14 protein-coding genes and 1 tRNA gene are annotated in these 13963 nt (G+C 41.4%); 12 read left to right on the top strand and 3 right to left on the bottom strand.

Annotation, left to right across the window (positions count from 1 at the left end; all coding sequences use genetic code 11):
- Positions 1–2: 2 nt before the first annotated feature.
- A tRNA-Pro gene (locus tag I2D56_RS08775) sits at positions 3–76 on the top strand.
- A 65-nt stretch (positions 77–141) separates the two neighbouring features.
- Here I2D56_RS08775 and I2D56_RS08770 read toward each other — a convergent pair.
- The 3 genes from I2D56_RS08770 to recX form a co-directional block, all read right to left on the bottom strand.
- A complete protein-coding gene (locus tag I2D56_RS08770; RefSeq protein WP_023022377.1) occupies positions 142–459 on the bottom strand; it encodes a DUF960 domain-containing protein in 318 nt (105 codons plus the stop codon).
- 99 nt (positions 460–558) lie between these two features.
- Positions 559–1092 (bottom strand): DUF402 domain-containing protein, encoded by a 534-nt coding sequence (locus I2D56_RS08765; protein WP_006596828.1) that lies wholly within the window; start codon positions 1090–1092, stop codon positions 559–561.
- Between the two features lie 87 nt (positions 1093–1179).
- Positions 1180–1956, bottom strand: a complete 777-nt coding sequence (recX, locus tag I2D56_RS08760) for a recombination regulator RecX (RefSeq protein ID WP_123159451.1) — start codon at positions 1954–1956, stop codon at positions 1180–1182.
- Between the two features lie 158 nt (positions 1957–2114).
- Here recX and rlmD point away from each other — a divergent pair, with 158 nt between their 5' ends.
- The 11 genes from rlmD (at position 2115) to I2D56_RS08705 (ending at position 13960) form a co-directional block, all read left to right on the top strand.
- Positions 2115–3470 (top strand): 23S rRNA (uracil(1939)-C(5))-methyltransferase RlmD, encoded by a 1356-nt coding sequence (gene rlmD / locus I2D56_RS08755; RefSeq protein ID WP_195348389.1) that lies wholly within the window; start codon positions 2115–2117, stop codon positions 3468–3470.
- A 17-nt stretch (positions 3471–3487) separates the two neighbouring features.
- Positions 3488–3940, top strand: a complete 453-nt coding sequence (locus I2D56_RS08750; RefSeq protein ID WP_023022383.1) for a cytidine deaminase family protein — start codon at positions 3488–3490, stop codon at positions 3938–3940.
- Positions 3941–3983: 43 nt separating this feature from the next.
- A complete protein-coding gene (locus tag I2D56_RS08745; RefSeq protein ID WP_006596822.1) occupies positions 3984–4217 on the top strand; it encodes a DUF1858 domain-containing protein in 234 nt (77 codons plus the stop codon).
- Positions 4217–5566, top strand: coding sequence for a DUF438 domain-containing protein (locus tag I2D56_RS08740; protein ID WP_195348388.1), 1350 nt, complete (start codon positions 4217–4219; stop codon positions 5564–5566). Before I2D56_RS08745 ends, I2D56_RS08740 begins: the two co-directional genes overlap by 1 nt.
- 2 nt (positions 5567–5568) lie before the next feature.
- On the top strand, positions 5569–5823 hold the full coding sequence (locus I2D56_RS08735; RefSeq protein ID WP_006596820.1) for a DUF1912 family protein: 255 nt from the start codon (positions 5569–5571) through the stop codon (positions 5821–5823).
- Positions 5824–6004: 181 nt separating this feature from the next.
- Positions 6005–6352, top strand: a complete 348-nt coding sequence (locus I2D56_RS08730; protein ID WP_048715836.1) for a helix-hairpin-helix domain-containing protein — start codon at positions 6005–6007, stop codon at positions 6350–6352.
- A gap of 377 nt (positions 6353–6729) precedes the next feature.
- Complete coding sequence (locus tag I2D56_RS08725) at positions 6730–7308, top strand: flavin reductase family protein (protein ID WP_048715834.1); 579 nt, start codon at positions 6730–6732, stop codon at positions 7306–7308.
- The gene (locus tag I2D56_RS08720; protein WP_048715832.1) at positions 7295–7855 is read left to right on the top strand and encodes a GNAT family N-acetyltransferase; all 561 of its coding nucleotides are present in this window, start codon (positions 7295–7297) and stop codon (positions 7853–7855) included. The genes I2D56_RS08725 and I2D56_RS08720 overlap by 14 nt, the downstream gene beginning before the upstream one ends.
- Positions 7855–8433, top strand: a complete 579-nt coding sequence (locus tag I2D56_RS08715; RefSeq protein WP_048715830.1) for an AAA family ATPase — start codon at positions 7855–7857, stop codon at positions 8431–8433. The genes I2D56_RS08720 and I2D56_RS08715 overlap by 1 nt, the downstream gene beginning before the upstream one ends.
- Positions 8426–11077 carry a valine--tRNA ligase gene (locus tag I2D56_RS08710; RefSeq protein WP_195348387.1) on the top strand — a complete coding sequence of 884 codons (2652 nt, stop codon included), beginning with the start codon at positions 8426–8428 and terminating at the stop codon, positions 11075–11077. The genes I2D56_RS08715 and I2D56_RS08710 overlap by 8 nt, the downstream gene beginning before the upstream one ends.
- Positions 11078–11266: 189 nt before the next feature.
- Positions 11267–13960 carry a Z1 domain-containing protein gene (locus I2D56_RS08705; protein WP_195348386.1) on the top strand — a complete coding sequence of 898 codons (2694 nt, stop codon included), beginning with the start codon at positions 11267–11269 and terminating at the stop codon, positions 13958–13960.
- Positions 13961–13963: the final 3 nt, after the last annotated feature.

Below are 13963 nucleotides of genomic sequence, written 5' to 3'. Positions count from 1 at the left end.
TTCGGGAAGTAGCTCAGCTTGGTAGAGTACTTGGTTTGGGACCAAGGTGTCGCAGGTTCGAATCCTGTCTTCCCGATATTATTGAAAGGTCATATGACCTTTTTTGTTTTGTAAAGAAAAAAGGCCATTAGGCCTTTTATTTTATAAGAGTTGGTATTCATCAATCAGCATGATGGTTTCTCGTCCTTTGTTATCAACGATTCTGACTTGTCTTGGGTAGTAAGGGTCGAAAGGGATAAGGAAATCTACAGCGATTTCTAAGGGGAAGTCTTTTTGACTGAAGCGCAGGGTTGTTTTCCCTTTTCGATTGATGAGTTCAAATTTTAAAACGGGATTTAAGGGATAGACATGTTTAAGGTAGTTGTCAATGACAAACCAGAAACTATCGATGATATCATCCGGTAAGCTGGTTACGACCCCAAAACTTGCATAGCGGCCTCTTGTATTTGTAAACGCCATAGTGTCTCCCTTCCTGTTTTTATTAAGTACATAGTACTTGTTTTACTTGGATATTGCAAGTATTAAGTTCGAAAAAAAGAGCTTTCGCTCTTTTCAACTTTATTTATTTCGCAGTTCAACATAACGGTTGTACCAAATTTTAATGTATTCCTCAGAGAATGGACCTAACTGGTTGTTAATCCAGTCTACAAGGATTTTGACATTTTCTTTTAGGATAAAGTCAATGTCATCTGAATAGTTCATTTTGCGTTTGTGCTGTTCGTATTCTTCTACGTCCAGCAGTTTCTTATCACCATCTGGAAAGACTTTGACATCAAGATCATAATCAATATACTTTAGTGCCTCTTGGTCCATATAATAAGGACTGGCAAGATTACAATAATAGGATACTTCATTATCTCGGATCATAGCAATGATATTAAACCAGTACTTCTTATGAAAGTAGACGATTGCTGGCTCTCGTGTAATCCATCTTCTACCATCGCTCTCTGTAACGAGAGTATGATCATTGACGCCGATAAGTGCGTTTTCCGTAGTTTTTAGTACCATGGTGTCCCGCCAGGTTCGGTGGAGACTTCCATCATGTTTATAACTTTGAATTGTAATAAAGTCGCCTTCTTTAGGTAGTTTCATAACTTACCAACTTTCTACAATCTAAGTACATCCTCTATATTGTATCATATTTTCATGAAAATAAGGGATTTTCATGTGATTTTTTATTTAAAGGAATTCGCGAAGTGCTGTAGAAATGTCTGAGTAGTCGTATCCCTTGCGCGCAAGGGCTTGAGTGAGGCGTTGTTTAAGCTCGTAGCCCTCGTATTTTCGGGAGTATTTCCGGTGCTGTTTTTCTAGTTCCTTCATAATCAGGTCAAGAGTTTGTTCCTCGTCTTGTTCGATATCTAATTGGTGATAGGCTTGCTTGGCAACTTCATAACTAAAGCCTTTATTGATAAGAGTTTGTGTGATTTTATCTTTTAAGGCTCTTGGTGGAAGTTTCTTAACGTATTGCTTAGCCAGTTTCTGGGCAGTTCGTTTAGCCACCTCGGAAAAATCAAATTCTGAGGTGATTTGGTCGATATAGTGGGAAGAGACACCTTTTTGAATGAGCTTTTGCTTGAGGAGATAGGGGCCCTTGTCTCCTGAGAGGTGATTGGATTGAAAGATAGCGCGAGTATAGGCAAGGTCATCGATCCATTTGTCTTCTTTTAGGGTGTTAATGACGGTTTCGATGGTAGATTCGTCGATTTCGTGCTTGATTAAATAGTCTCGAACCTCGCGAGCTGTTCGTGCCTTAAAGGAAAGGTGATAGAGGGCCAAGTTTTTAGCATGGGAGAGCTGGGCAAAGGTTTGAATTTCCTTGAGTTCTTCCTGGCTAATTTCCTTGTCTCGTGAGAGCATGAAGCGGACGATGGTGTCTTCTGTAATGTAGAGGGATTCGGCTTGATCCAGCTCTAGAAGGTAGAGACGTTTTTTCTTTTCTAATTTGGTAATTTTCATAGGTTTCCTGTTTCGTTTGAGTTTTATTGCGGTAAATGATCAGTCTTTCTCTTTATATTATTCGTGGTCCTTTTGAGAAATGGTCCCTGATTCCTTGTTTTTCTTTTCAATTCTATCATATTCTAAACGAATGAGAAACTACATGGTATAATAGACATATGGATTTAAAAGTTAAACAAAGAATTCCTTTGAAAATCAAGCGAATGGGAATTAATGGAGAAGGGATTGGCTTTTACAAGAAGACCTTGGTCTTTGTACCTGGAGCCTTAAAGGGCGAAGATGTCTTCTGTCAAATTACGGCGATTCGGAAGAATTTTGCAGAAGCCAAGCTCTTGTCCGTCAACAAGGCTTCCAAGTATCGGGTAACGCCAACCTGTGATATTTATGAGACCTGTGGGGGCTGCCAAATCATGCATCTGAAGTACAGCAAGCAGTTGGAGTTCAAAACAGACTTATTGCAGCAGGCCTTGAAAAAATATGCTCCTAAAGGCTATGAAAATTATTTGATTCATTCGACGCTTGGGATGAAAAAACCTCAGTATTATCGGGCTAAGCTCCAATTTCAGACGCGTAAATTTAAGGGGCAGGTAAAGGCTGGTTTATACGCTCAAAATTCCCATTATTTGGTGGAATTAAGGGACTGTCTGGTCCAGGATCCGGTCATTCAGGAAATTGCTAATCACGTAGCTGAGCTATTGACCTACTACCAGATTCCGATTTCAGATGATCGGAAGCAATTGGGAGTTCGAACCATCATGGTGCGTCGGGCTCGTAAGACTGGACAGGTCCAAATGATCGTGGTGACGAGTCGACAAATTAATTTAACAGACTTGGTCGCAGACCTAGTAGAAAAATACCCTGAAATTGTAACGGTGGCAGTCAATCTGAACACTTCTAAATCAAGCGAGATTTATGGGGAGAAGACGCAGATTATTTGGGGACAGGAGACCATTCGTGAAGGGGTCTTGGATTATGAATTTTCCTTGTCTCCTCGGGCCTTTTACCAGTTAAATCCTGAGCAAACTGAAGTCCTCTATAGTGAGGCTGTCAAGGCCTTAGATGTATCACCAGAGGATCATTTGATTGATGCATACTGCGGGGTTGGAACTATTGGTTTTGCCTTTGCGGACAAGGTCAAGAGTGTACGGGGGATGGACATTATCCCTGAAGCGATTGAGGATGCTAAATACAATGCTAAGCAGATGGGATTTGATAACACCCACTACGAAGCTGGGACGGCTGAGGAAATCATCCCTCGCTGGTACAAAGAAGGCTATCGGGCGGATGCAGTCATTGTGGATCCACCACGGACAGGACTGGGTGTTCAATTGATTGATACCTTGTTGCGCTATGCTCCTCAAAAGATGGTCTATGTCTCTTGTAATGTTTCGACCTTGGCGCGAGACCTTGTAGACTTGACCAAGGTGTATGATGTTGTCTACATCCAGTCAGTAGATATGTTTCCCCATACAGCTCGGACAGAGGCTGTGGTGAAGTTAGTCAAGAAAGCTTAATAGAACAGGAATCAACAATGGATATTTGGGAAATCATGTATGAAAAGGCCAAGGCCCTCTATCGTCCCCATGAAGTATCTGATTTTGTCTATGCGCAACACGTGGTTGCAGCTATTGAGGCAGAGGACGGGCAAATCTATACAGGCTTTTGTATGGAAGGGACCTGTGGAGTCTTCCATTTGTGTGCGGAACGAGCGGCTCTCTTTAATATGTACCAAGCATCTGGTCAAACCAAGGTAAAACGAATTTTAGCCTTCCGAGATCGACCACCTTATGGCGGCGGCTCTGGAATGCCTTGTGGGGCTTGTCGAGAGTTCTTAATGGAACTTGATCCAGCCAATAGCCAGTTGGAGTTTATGGTCGATTATGAGAGTCGAAAGACTATTACTCTGGGAGAATTGATGCCCTTTTGGTGGGGAGAAGAACGGGCCAATCAGAGGGCTGAGGAGCTTCCCCAGGAGGAGTCTTAGTTTCCCAGGAGCTAAGATGAGAGAAGAAATGTGAGAGTGAGAGATGGACAATAAAATTGATGTATCGATTCCAGTGGCTCAAGTCATTGACCAACATCCAGAAGTATTGGATTTGTTGGTGGAATTGGGCTTTAAACCCTTAGCCAATCCGATCATGCGCAATACAGTTGGGCGCAAGGTTTCTTTGAAACAAGGATCAAAATTAGAGGGAACTCCCATGGAAAAGATTGTGCGAACATTAGAGGCCAATGGCTATGAAGTAGTGGGGCTAGACTAATGAGCGATGAACGAATTCATGTCTTGAGAGACATCTTATTAGACCTTCATCATGGAGCCTCTCCTGAGTCGGTCCAAGAGCGCTTTGATGCGACCTTTAGCGGGGTATCTGCGATTGAGATTTCCCTCATGGAGCATGAACTGATGAACTCCGATACAGGTATCACCTTTGAGGATGTCATGGAGCTATGCGATGTCCATGCTAATCTCTTTAAGAACGCTGTACAAGGGGTCGAAGTGGCAGATACCGACCATCCAGGCCATCCAGTTCAGATCTTTAAACAGGAGAACTTAGCCCTTCGGGCTGCTATGATGCGGGTTCGTCGCTTGCTGGATAATTATGAGACGACAGAGGATCCTGAGATGATCCAGGAGATTCAGAAAGGACTCTTGCGTCAGTTAGGCTTGGTGGGTCAATTTGATCGACATTACCGTCGTAAGGAAGAGTTGATGTTTCCTATTATGGAGCGCTATGGGCATGATTCCCCCCCTAAAGTCATGTGGGGAGTGGATGACCAGATTCGAGAACTCTTTGCGAAAGCGATGGACGCAGCCAATAAACTACCAGATTCGGGTATTTCTGAAGTCAAAGAGAGTTTTGAAGCCTTTGCGCAAGAGTTTGAGGCTATGATCTTCAAGGAAGAATCGATCCTCTTGATGATTTTACTGGAGGCCTTTAGCCAGGATGATTGGCTCTCCATTGCGGAAGAAAGTGATGCCTATGGTTATGCCATCATCATTCCGAGTGAGAAATGGGTGCCGAAACGCGTGGACTTCAAGGAAGAAGGAGCAAGAGAGACAGAAGATTCAACTGAACCACTTCCTTCTTCAGAAGGAGGCGAGGAGCACCGTCAGGTCATTGAGACTCCTGAGGGACAGTTTACGATCATCTTCACACCTAAGAAAAAAGAAGAGAGCTTCGACCGTCAGCAACCACAAGCTTTTGGCCATGGATTCTTATCTGTGGAGCAGGCGAATTTGATCTTGAACCATCTACCGATGGAAATCACTTTTGTCAATAAGGATGATATCTTCCAATATTACAATGATGCAGCGCCCTTTGAGGAGATGATTTTCAAAAGGACGCCGTCACAGGTAGGACGCAATGTTGAGCTGTGTCACCCGCCAAAATACTTGGAGAAGGTCAAAGCCATCATGCAGGGGCTTCGAGAAGGGAAAAAAGACAAGTACGAAATGTGGTTCAAATCCGAATCGCGTGGGAAATTTGTCCATGTCACTTATGCGGCAGTGCGTGATGAAGCGGGAGAATTTCAAGGTGTCTTGGAATATGTCCAGGATATCCAACCTTATCGGGAGATCGATAGTGAATTTTATAGAGGATTGGAGTAAGAATGAGCTACGAAAAAGAATTTATGAAAGAATTTGAGGCCTGGATCAAGACCCAGGTCATGATCAATGAGATGGCCCTGACAGAAAGCAAGAAGGTCTATGAAGAAGATCAGGACGAGCGGGCAAAGGAAGCTATGATCCGCTACGAGAGTCGCTTGGATGCCTATCAATTCCTTCAAGGGAAGTTTGCTAACTACCATGAGGGGAAAGGGTTCCACGATCTTCCAGATGGCTTGTTTGGAGAGAGAACCTATTAAAAGCTCTTTGTGAAGGCCTTTTACTGGCTGGATTTGGCTGAAAATAGTGCAATGACTTGATTTTTCGAGGGATTGTGTTACAATAAAAAAGTTGAACAGACGTCAACGAATTATCGAAAGTAATATTGGTGATGAAACCTTGTTGCCTTAGGGATTGATCACTGGATACGTAGGAGGAAAAATGGCAAAGAAGAACGTTAACCGTGCGAAACAATACAAACATCAAAATAGACATCTTTTGAAAAAAGCTGTCGCAACTGTAGGAGCAGCTGTTAAAGAGGCGCCTAAGAAGGTTGAGAAAGCAGCAAAAGCAGTAGCGAAAGAAGTGAAACAAGCAGCTTCTTCAGTAGAAGAATTCGCTGCAAGCTTGGAAGGTGTAGCACTTGATCGTGCGCAAACATTCTATGATGAAGGTATTCGCTCTGTTGCGGACTTCGCAAATTGGACAGAGAAAGAGTTGTTGGCCCTTAAAGGAATCGGTCCAGCAACCATCAAAAAATTGCAAGAACTTGGAGTCAAGTTCAAATAATTGCTTTTGTGATTTCTTGCTATTTCCAGGAAAACTTGATAAAATGAAGCTGTTAGAGGTGTTTTGAGTCCCACATTATACAGAAAGTGGCGGTGCTGAGAAGTCCACAAATGTGTCAAAACTGGTTGCTAATGGATGAAAATGAAATATTGAAATAGTCTTTTTGCTTCCTTTTAGGACTAGGCAGCGAGTTGCAGGCTGTACTCAAGTACACCAAAGCGAGCTAATGACGTCAAAAAAGAGAAACAAGAAGACGAGAGTTGCGGGCCTCTGCCCGAAATTGGGTGGTACCGCGGATAAACACATTCGTCCCTGTCAGATTAATGACAGGGGCGATTTTTCTTTTACCCCCCTATCCCTAGCTGAAGGAGCTTGTCATGAAACAATCTTTTAAAACCAGCAAACTCTACTATGGTTTTCCGATTTTCATCTTGGGGTATCAGGACCAGAACTTTGGGCACAATATCACGACCTGCAGTTCCTCTTATAGCCTTGGAGATTGGCTCGTCATCGGAGTTGGTGCTGAGGAAAATGCGGCTGACCAGATTAAGCATTATCAACAGTTCACCGTGAACATTCCTGCTGAAAACTTCATGCTTGAGATGGAGCAGGCTGGCTTTATCAGCCATCGGGAGAAATTGAAACACCTGGGGCTTGACTATGAGATTTCTGAACTGACCCAGGCACCGATTTTGGAGGCCTGTCCAGTCGTATTGGATTGCCAGGTAGATCGGATTATCGAGGAAGATGGCATCTGCCATATCTTCGCCAAGATTCTTGAGCGACTAGCTGATCCAGAGCTCTTAGATGACAAGGGACATTTTAAAAATGACCGCTTTGCGCCGACTTACTTTATGGGGGACGGTCATCATCGCGTTTACCGTTATCTAGATGACCGAGTCGATCCCATGGGAAGCTTTATTAAGAAAGCGAGGAAGAAGAATGACAAGAGCTGAACTGCCAGAACGAATCGAAACCGAGCGTCTAGTCTTACGAGTCCGTACAGTGGCGGATGCCGAGGATATCCATGCCTACGCTAGTCTCCCAGAGGTTTCTTACCCAGCAGGCTTCCCACCCGTCAAGACCTTAGAAGATGAGATTTATTATCTAGAGCATATCCTTCCTGAGCGCAATGAAAAGGACAATCTCCCAGAAGGCTATGGAATTGTGGTCAAAGGGACAGATAAAGTTATTGGCTCTGTTGACTTCAACCATCGCCACGAAGACGATGTGCTTGAGATTGGCTATACCTTGCACCCAGACTATTGGGGGCGAGGCTATGTGCCTGAAGCGGCGCGTGTTTTGATTGATTTGGCTTTTAAAGAACTGGGACTTCACAAGATTGAATTGTCTTGCTTTGGGTACAACCTTCAAAGTCAACGAGTCGCTGAGAAGCTTGGCTTTACTCTTGAATCTCGCATAAGGGATCGCAAAGATACCCAAGGCCATCGCTGTGATGATTTGAGATACGGCTTGCTGAAGAGTGAGTGGGAGGTGGATTGATGCATGTTTTCATCATTGGAGCTCCAGCTGCAGGGAAAATGACCATTGGTCAGGAACTTTCGAAACTCACCGGTGCGACTCTCTTTTTCAACCATCAACCAATTGATTTCGCACTCGAAATCTATCAGGATTTTACGGAAGAAATGTGGGAATTTGTTCGTAGCGTTAACTTTTCTTTTCTTGGAACAAGCGCCAGGCATCATCGGTCGGTGATTTTAACAGGTGTAACTGATTTTTCAAATCAATACCATCTGATGTATTTGAAGAATATTCAAGATTTATTAAATGAGTATCATCAAGAGATTCTCTTTGTTGAATTAGAAACGTCTCTTGAGGAGCGCTTACGTCGCAATCGGACGGAGAATCGGTTGAAATACAAACCCTTGAAACGGAATTTTGAGGTATCTGAAAGAGAAATTTTAGAGACTGATAAAACAGATCAACTTAATTCTCAAAAGCAACCGAGTGGTCTTCACCACTACCTGAAAATTGATAATACGAATCTGTCTGCAGAAGAAGTCGCAAAGCAGATTCAAGAAAAAATGAAAACAATAGAGAAAGGACAAACACATGTCTAAAGAACTTTCACCTAAATACAATCCAGCCGAGGTTGAGGCTGGTCGTTACCAAAAATGGCTTGACGAGGATGTTTTCAAGCCTTCTGGCGATAAAAAAGCTAAGCCATACTCTATCGTCATTCCACCACCAAACGTAACTGGGAAACTCCACCTCGGTCACGCTTGGGATACTACTTTGCAAGATATCATCATCCGTCAAAAACGCATGCAAGGTTTTGATACACTTTGGCTTCCTGGTATGGACCATGCTGGGATTGCGACTCAGGCTAAGGTTGAGGAGCGCTTGCGTGGCGAGGGCATCAGCCGTTATGATCTCGGTCGTGAAAAATTCCTTGACAAAGTCTGGGAATGGAAAGACGAGTATGCCACTACTATCAAGGAACAATGGGGCAAGATGGGGCTCTCTGTTGACTACTCTCGCGAGCGTTTTACGCTTGACGAAGGCTTGTCAAAAGCTGTTCGTAAGGTCTTTGTGGACCTTTACAAGAAAGGCTGGATCTATCGTGGTGAGTTTATCATCAACTGGGACCCAGCAGCTCGCACAGCCCTTTCTGATATCGAGGTGATCCATAAGGATGTTGAAGGTGCCTTCTACCACATGAACTACATGCTGGAAGACGGCTCATGCGCCCTTGAAGTGGCAACCACTCGTCCTGAGACTATGTTTGGGGACGTTGCGGTTGCGGTCAATCCAGAAGACCCACGCTACAAGGACTTGATTGGTAAAAATGTTATCCTTCCAATCGCTAATAAATTGATTCCAATCGTTGGGGATGAGCATGCTGATCCTGAGTTTGGTACTGGTGTCGTGAAAATCACGCCTGCCCACGATCCAAACGACTTCTTGGTTGGTCAACGCCATAACTTGCCACAAGTTAACGTCATGAACGATGACGGAACTATGAATGACTTGGCCTTTGAATTTGCAGGTATGGACCGTTTTGAAGCTCGTAAGGCAGTCGTTGCTAAGCTAGAAGAAATCGGTGCCCTCGTTAAAATCGAAAAACGTGTCCACAGTGTTGGTCACTCAGAGCGTACAGGTGTTGTGGTTGAGCCACGCTTGTCTACGCAATGGTTCGTGAAGATGGACCAATTGGCTAAAAATGCTATTGCCAACCAAGACACAGAAGACAAGGTAGAATTCTACCCACCTCGTTTCAACGATACCTTCCTTCAATGGATGGAAAATGTCCACGACTGGGTCATCTCACGTCAGCTCTGGTGGGGTCACCAAATCCCTGCTTGGTACAATGCTGAGGGTGAAATGTACGTTGGCGAAGAAGCCCCAGAAGGTGACGGATGGACTCAGGACGAAGACGTCTTGGATACTTGGTTCAGTTCTGCCCTTTGGCCATTCTCAACCATGGGTTGGCCGGATGTCGACTCAGAAGACTTCAAACGTTACTTCCCAACTTCAACCTTGGTAACTGGTTATGACATCATCTTCTTCTGGGTGTCTCGTATGATCTTCCAATCATTGGAATTCACTGGCCGTCAGCCGTTCCAAAACGTTCTGATTCACGGTCTTATTCGTGATGAGCAAGGACGCAAGATGTCTAAATCTCTGGGTAACGGAATTGACCCAATGGATGTCATCGAGAAATACGGTGCCGATGCCCTTCGTTGGTTCCTTTCAAACGGTTCTGCACCAGGGCAAGACGTGCGCTTCTCTTACGAGAAAATGGATGCTTCATGGAACTTCATTAACAAGATCTGGAACATCTCTCGCTACATCCTCATGAACAATGAAGGCTTGACCCTTGAGCAAGCAACTGCCAATGTGGAAAAAGTGGTTAACAAGGAAGCTGGAAATGTCACAGACCGCTGGATCCTCCACAACCTCAATGAAACGATCGGAAAAGTCACTGAAAACTTTGATAAGTTTGAGTTTGGTGTTGCTGGACACATCCTCTATAACTTCATCTGGGACGAGTTTGCGGACTGGTATGTTGAGTTGACCAAGGAAGTCCTTTATAGCGATAACGAAGAAGAGAAAGTCATCACACGTTCTGTTCTCCTTTACACTTTGGACAAGATCCTTCGTCTCCTTCACCCAATCATGCCATTTGTGACAGAGGAAATCTTCGGACAAATCTCAGAAGGCTCTATCGTGACAGCAGAATACCCAACTGTTAACCCAGCCTTTGAAGACTTTGCAGCTCACACTGGTGTCGAAAGCCTCAAAGACTTGATCCGTGCTGTTCGTAATGCGCGTGCGGAAGTAAACGTTGCTCCAAGTAAGCCTATCACCATCCTTGTGAAGACAAGTGATAGCGATTTGGAAGCCTTCTTTAACAGCAATGTTAACTACATCAAACGCTTCACAAATCCAGAACACTTGGAGATCGCATCAAACATCCCTGCACCTGAACTCGCGATGTCAAGCGTCATCACAGGAGCAGAAATCTACTTGCCGCTGGCAGACCTCCTCAATGTCAAAGAAGAATTGGCTCGTCTCGACAAGGAACTAGCTAAATGGCAAAAAGAACTGGATATGGTCGGTAAGAAGCTCTCTAACGAACGCTTCGTAGCCAATGCAAAACCAGAAGTCGTCCAAAAAGAACGCGACAAACAAGCCGACTACCAAGCTAAATACGACGCGACCGTAGCTCGTATTGATGAGATGAAGAAGTTGGTGAAATAAACACAGAAACACGGCGGAATGCCGTGTTTTTTTGGTATAATGGTGAAGAGAAACTTTCACTATATTGAAAGATATTATTACACAATAATAAATAAGTGAAAATCATATATTATTAACTATAAATTAGGTGGAATTATAGTTTTAAACTATGAAGAAAATAATATTTTGTTATAAAGGTAGGACAATATTATGTACAAGCTTGAAGATTACACAGACGTTCAATCGTATATTGAATTGTTGATTAATAATAAAAACAAAGAATATTCAAAAAATGATATCCTAGATCTCCCTATTGAACGTTATAAAGATTTTTTAAAAGAAGGGGATTGCCCCCAAGAAGCATGGAAAGAATTAGTAGAAGAGTTTTTTAAGCTATATGAAGATATAGATATTGTTAAATTAGGGAGAAATCGATCTGAAATAAGAATACCTACAAATAGAGGTTCTAGTTGGAAAAATTATGAATCTAGACTGAAAAAGCAAGGATGGAATTTGAATAGTATCGAGACTCTTAAAAAATCTACTGTAGAAATACTTAGCTACTTAAGCAATTCGAAAGAGAATAGTGGAATTTCGAAAGGTTTGGTTCTAGGAAATGTACAGTCTGGAAAAACTGCAAATATGTCCGGGGTTATTTCTATGGCTGCAGATTTGGGATATAATTTCTTTATTATCTTATCTGGAACTATTGAGAACTTGAGGAACCAGACTGCAAATCGCTTGTATAATGACGTTAAAGATACAAGAAATTTGAATTGGAGATTAGTAGATAGACCAAACTTAAAAAACAACATCGCTGATCATAAAATATCAACATTTTCATTGGAAGAAAATGCTAGAGATAGGTATTTAACCGTATGTCTAAAAAATAAAAGTCGCCTTGAAAATCTAATACGTTGGCTTTACTCAGATGAAAACAAGTCTAGACAATTAAAGATTTTAGTGATTGATGATGAAGCTGACCAAGCAAGTATTAATACTAATAATATCGAAGAACAAGATCCAACAACAATAAACAAACTAATTAGAAAATTGGTTAACAAAGATAATGTAAAAGCAATGAACTATATTGCTTATACAGCAACTCCATATGCAAATATATTAAATGAAACTACTGGAAATTCCCTCTATCCAAAAGATTTTATTGTTGTATTGCCTCAATCAAGTGACTACATTGGTCCTGAAGAAATGTTTGGAACATCAGAACCGGAACAAGTACAAAAAATTGATATCGTTAGAGAAATTAGTGATGATGATGTTCAAATCATTAGAAGACTAGGAAAAGGTGAAGAGATTCAAATACCAAAATCTTTAGAATTAGCTATTAATTGGTTTATCATTTCAACCGGTGCAATGCGTCATCTAGGATATAGAAAACCGATTAGTATGCTAATACACACCTCTTTTAAAGTTAGTGAGCATGAATTGATTGCTAATGTAGTTGCCTACTATATTAGAAAAGTTCGAAAGAATCCTTGTAAATTTTTCAAAAATCTAAAGAATCTCTATAATAATGAAAAAATAGACTTTAGTAAAGAGAAATTTTTAGAGAATATGAATAATTATAGTTCCCCAGGAGATGTACCGTCTTATCCTGAGTGGAAAGACATCAGAGAACAGATTGAGAGAATTTTCCGTTTGGATGATGATGAGTATCTAAGTCATGTTCAATTAACCGATGAAGGCGTTCCTAAATATCACGAAGGTTTTCATATTGCAATTGATAATAGCAAAATGACATCTGCTGATGAAATGATTAGATTAGTTTATCCAAATTCTATAAATGCTACTAAACTAGCTCCTGCTTTCATTGTGATAGGAGGAAATACTCTATCTAGAGGATTAACTATCGAAGGGTTAGTATCTACGTTCTTTTTAAGAAAAACTAATCAAGCAGATACTTTAATGCAAATGGGACGGTGGTTTGGCTATAGAAAAGGGTATGAAATATTCCCTAGAGTATGGATGGAGTACGACGCGTATGAACGGTTTCAATTCCTATCTCAACTAGACTATGAATTGAGGTCGAATTTAGTAGAGTATTCTAAAAGAAATCTTACTCCAATAGAAGTTGCTCCAAAAATAAAAAATTCTCCAGACTATCAGTTAGTCAGGATTACTTCAGTTAATAAAATGCAATCTGCTATTTCAGCTGAATTTAATTTTTCTGGCTTTAATTCTCAAACTGTTTTTTTTAAAGACGATATGGAACAATTAGCTCATAACTTCCGTTTAACTGAAACATTTCTAAATTCACTTGGAACACCTCAAAAGTCTACAGCTTCAGATTCTAAACTAGTTTGGAAAGATATTGACTCAGTCCAAGTTGAAAATTTTTTACAAGAATATCAGGTTATTTCCGAAGATAAACGGATGGCAACAATAAATAATCTAATTGAATGGTTGAAAGAAAATAATCATACAATTAATGACTGGAATATTGTATTATCAAGTAAAGGTAAAATTGAATTGGCAGATGTTGATAGCGATTGGAATATTCATGGTTATAATCCTAAGGGAGTAACACGGACGAAATTAGTTCCCGGTAGCAAAGGAGAGATTGTTTCAATTGGTGTATTGCGTCAACCTGATGATTTGATTGCTGATATTGATGAACTTAATCCTAATGAGAAGAAAGTTGTGAAAATGGATGATATTCGCGAGTTGAGAAATTCTAAAGGACTTGAGAAAACTCCTTTACTAGTAATTTATAGAATTGATAAGGATAGTGAACCAGCAAATAAACTATCCAAACGAAGAGAGAAACTAAACTTCAGTCATGATATAATTGGGATAAATATTTTGATACCAAGTTTTATTGATGTTTCAACAAAAAATATTACAACTCAATTGATGCCGTTGATTAAATCTATTGATGATTAAGGG

Origin of the sequence: Streptococcus australis, assembly GCF_015553625.1 — a bacterium.
Taxonomy (GTDB): Bacteria; Bacillota; Bacilli; order Lactobacillales; family Streptococcaceae; genus Streptococcus; species Streptococcus australis_B.
Note: the sequence above shows the minus strand (reverse complement) of the source record. Positions and strands in the feature narration are given on the sequence as shown.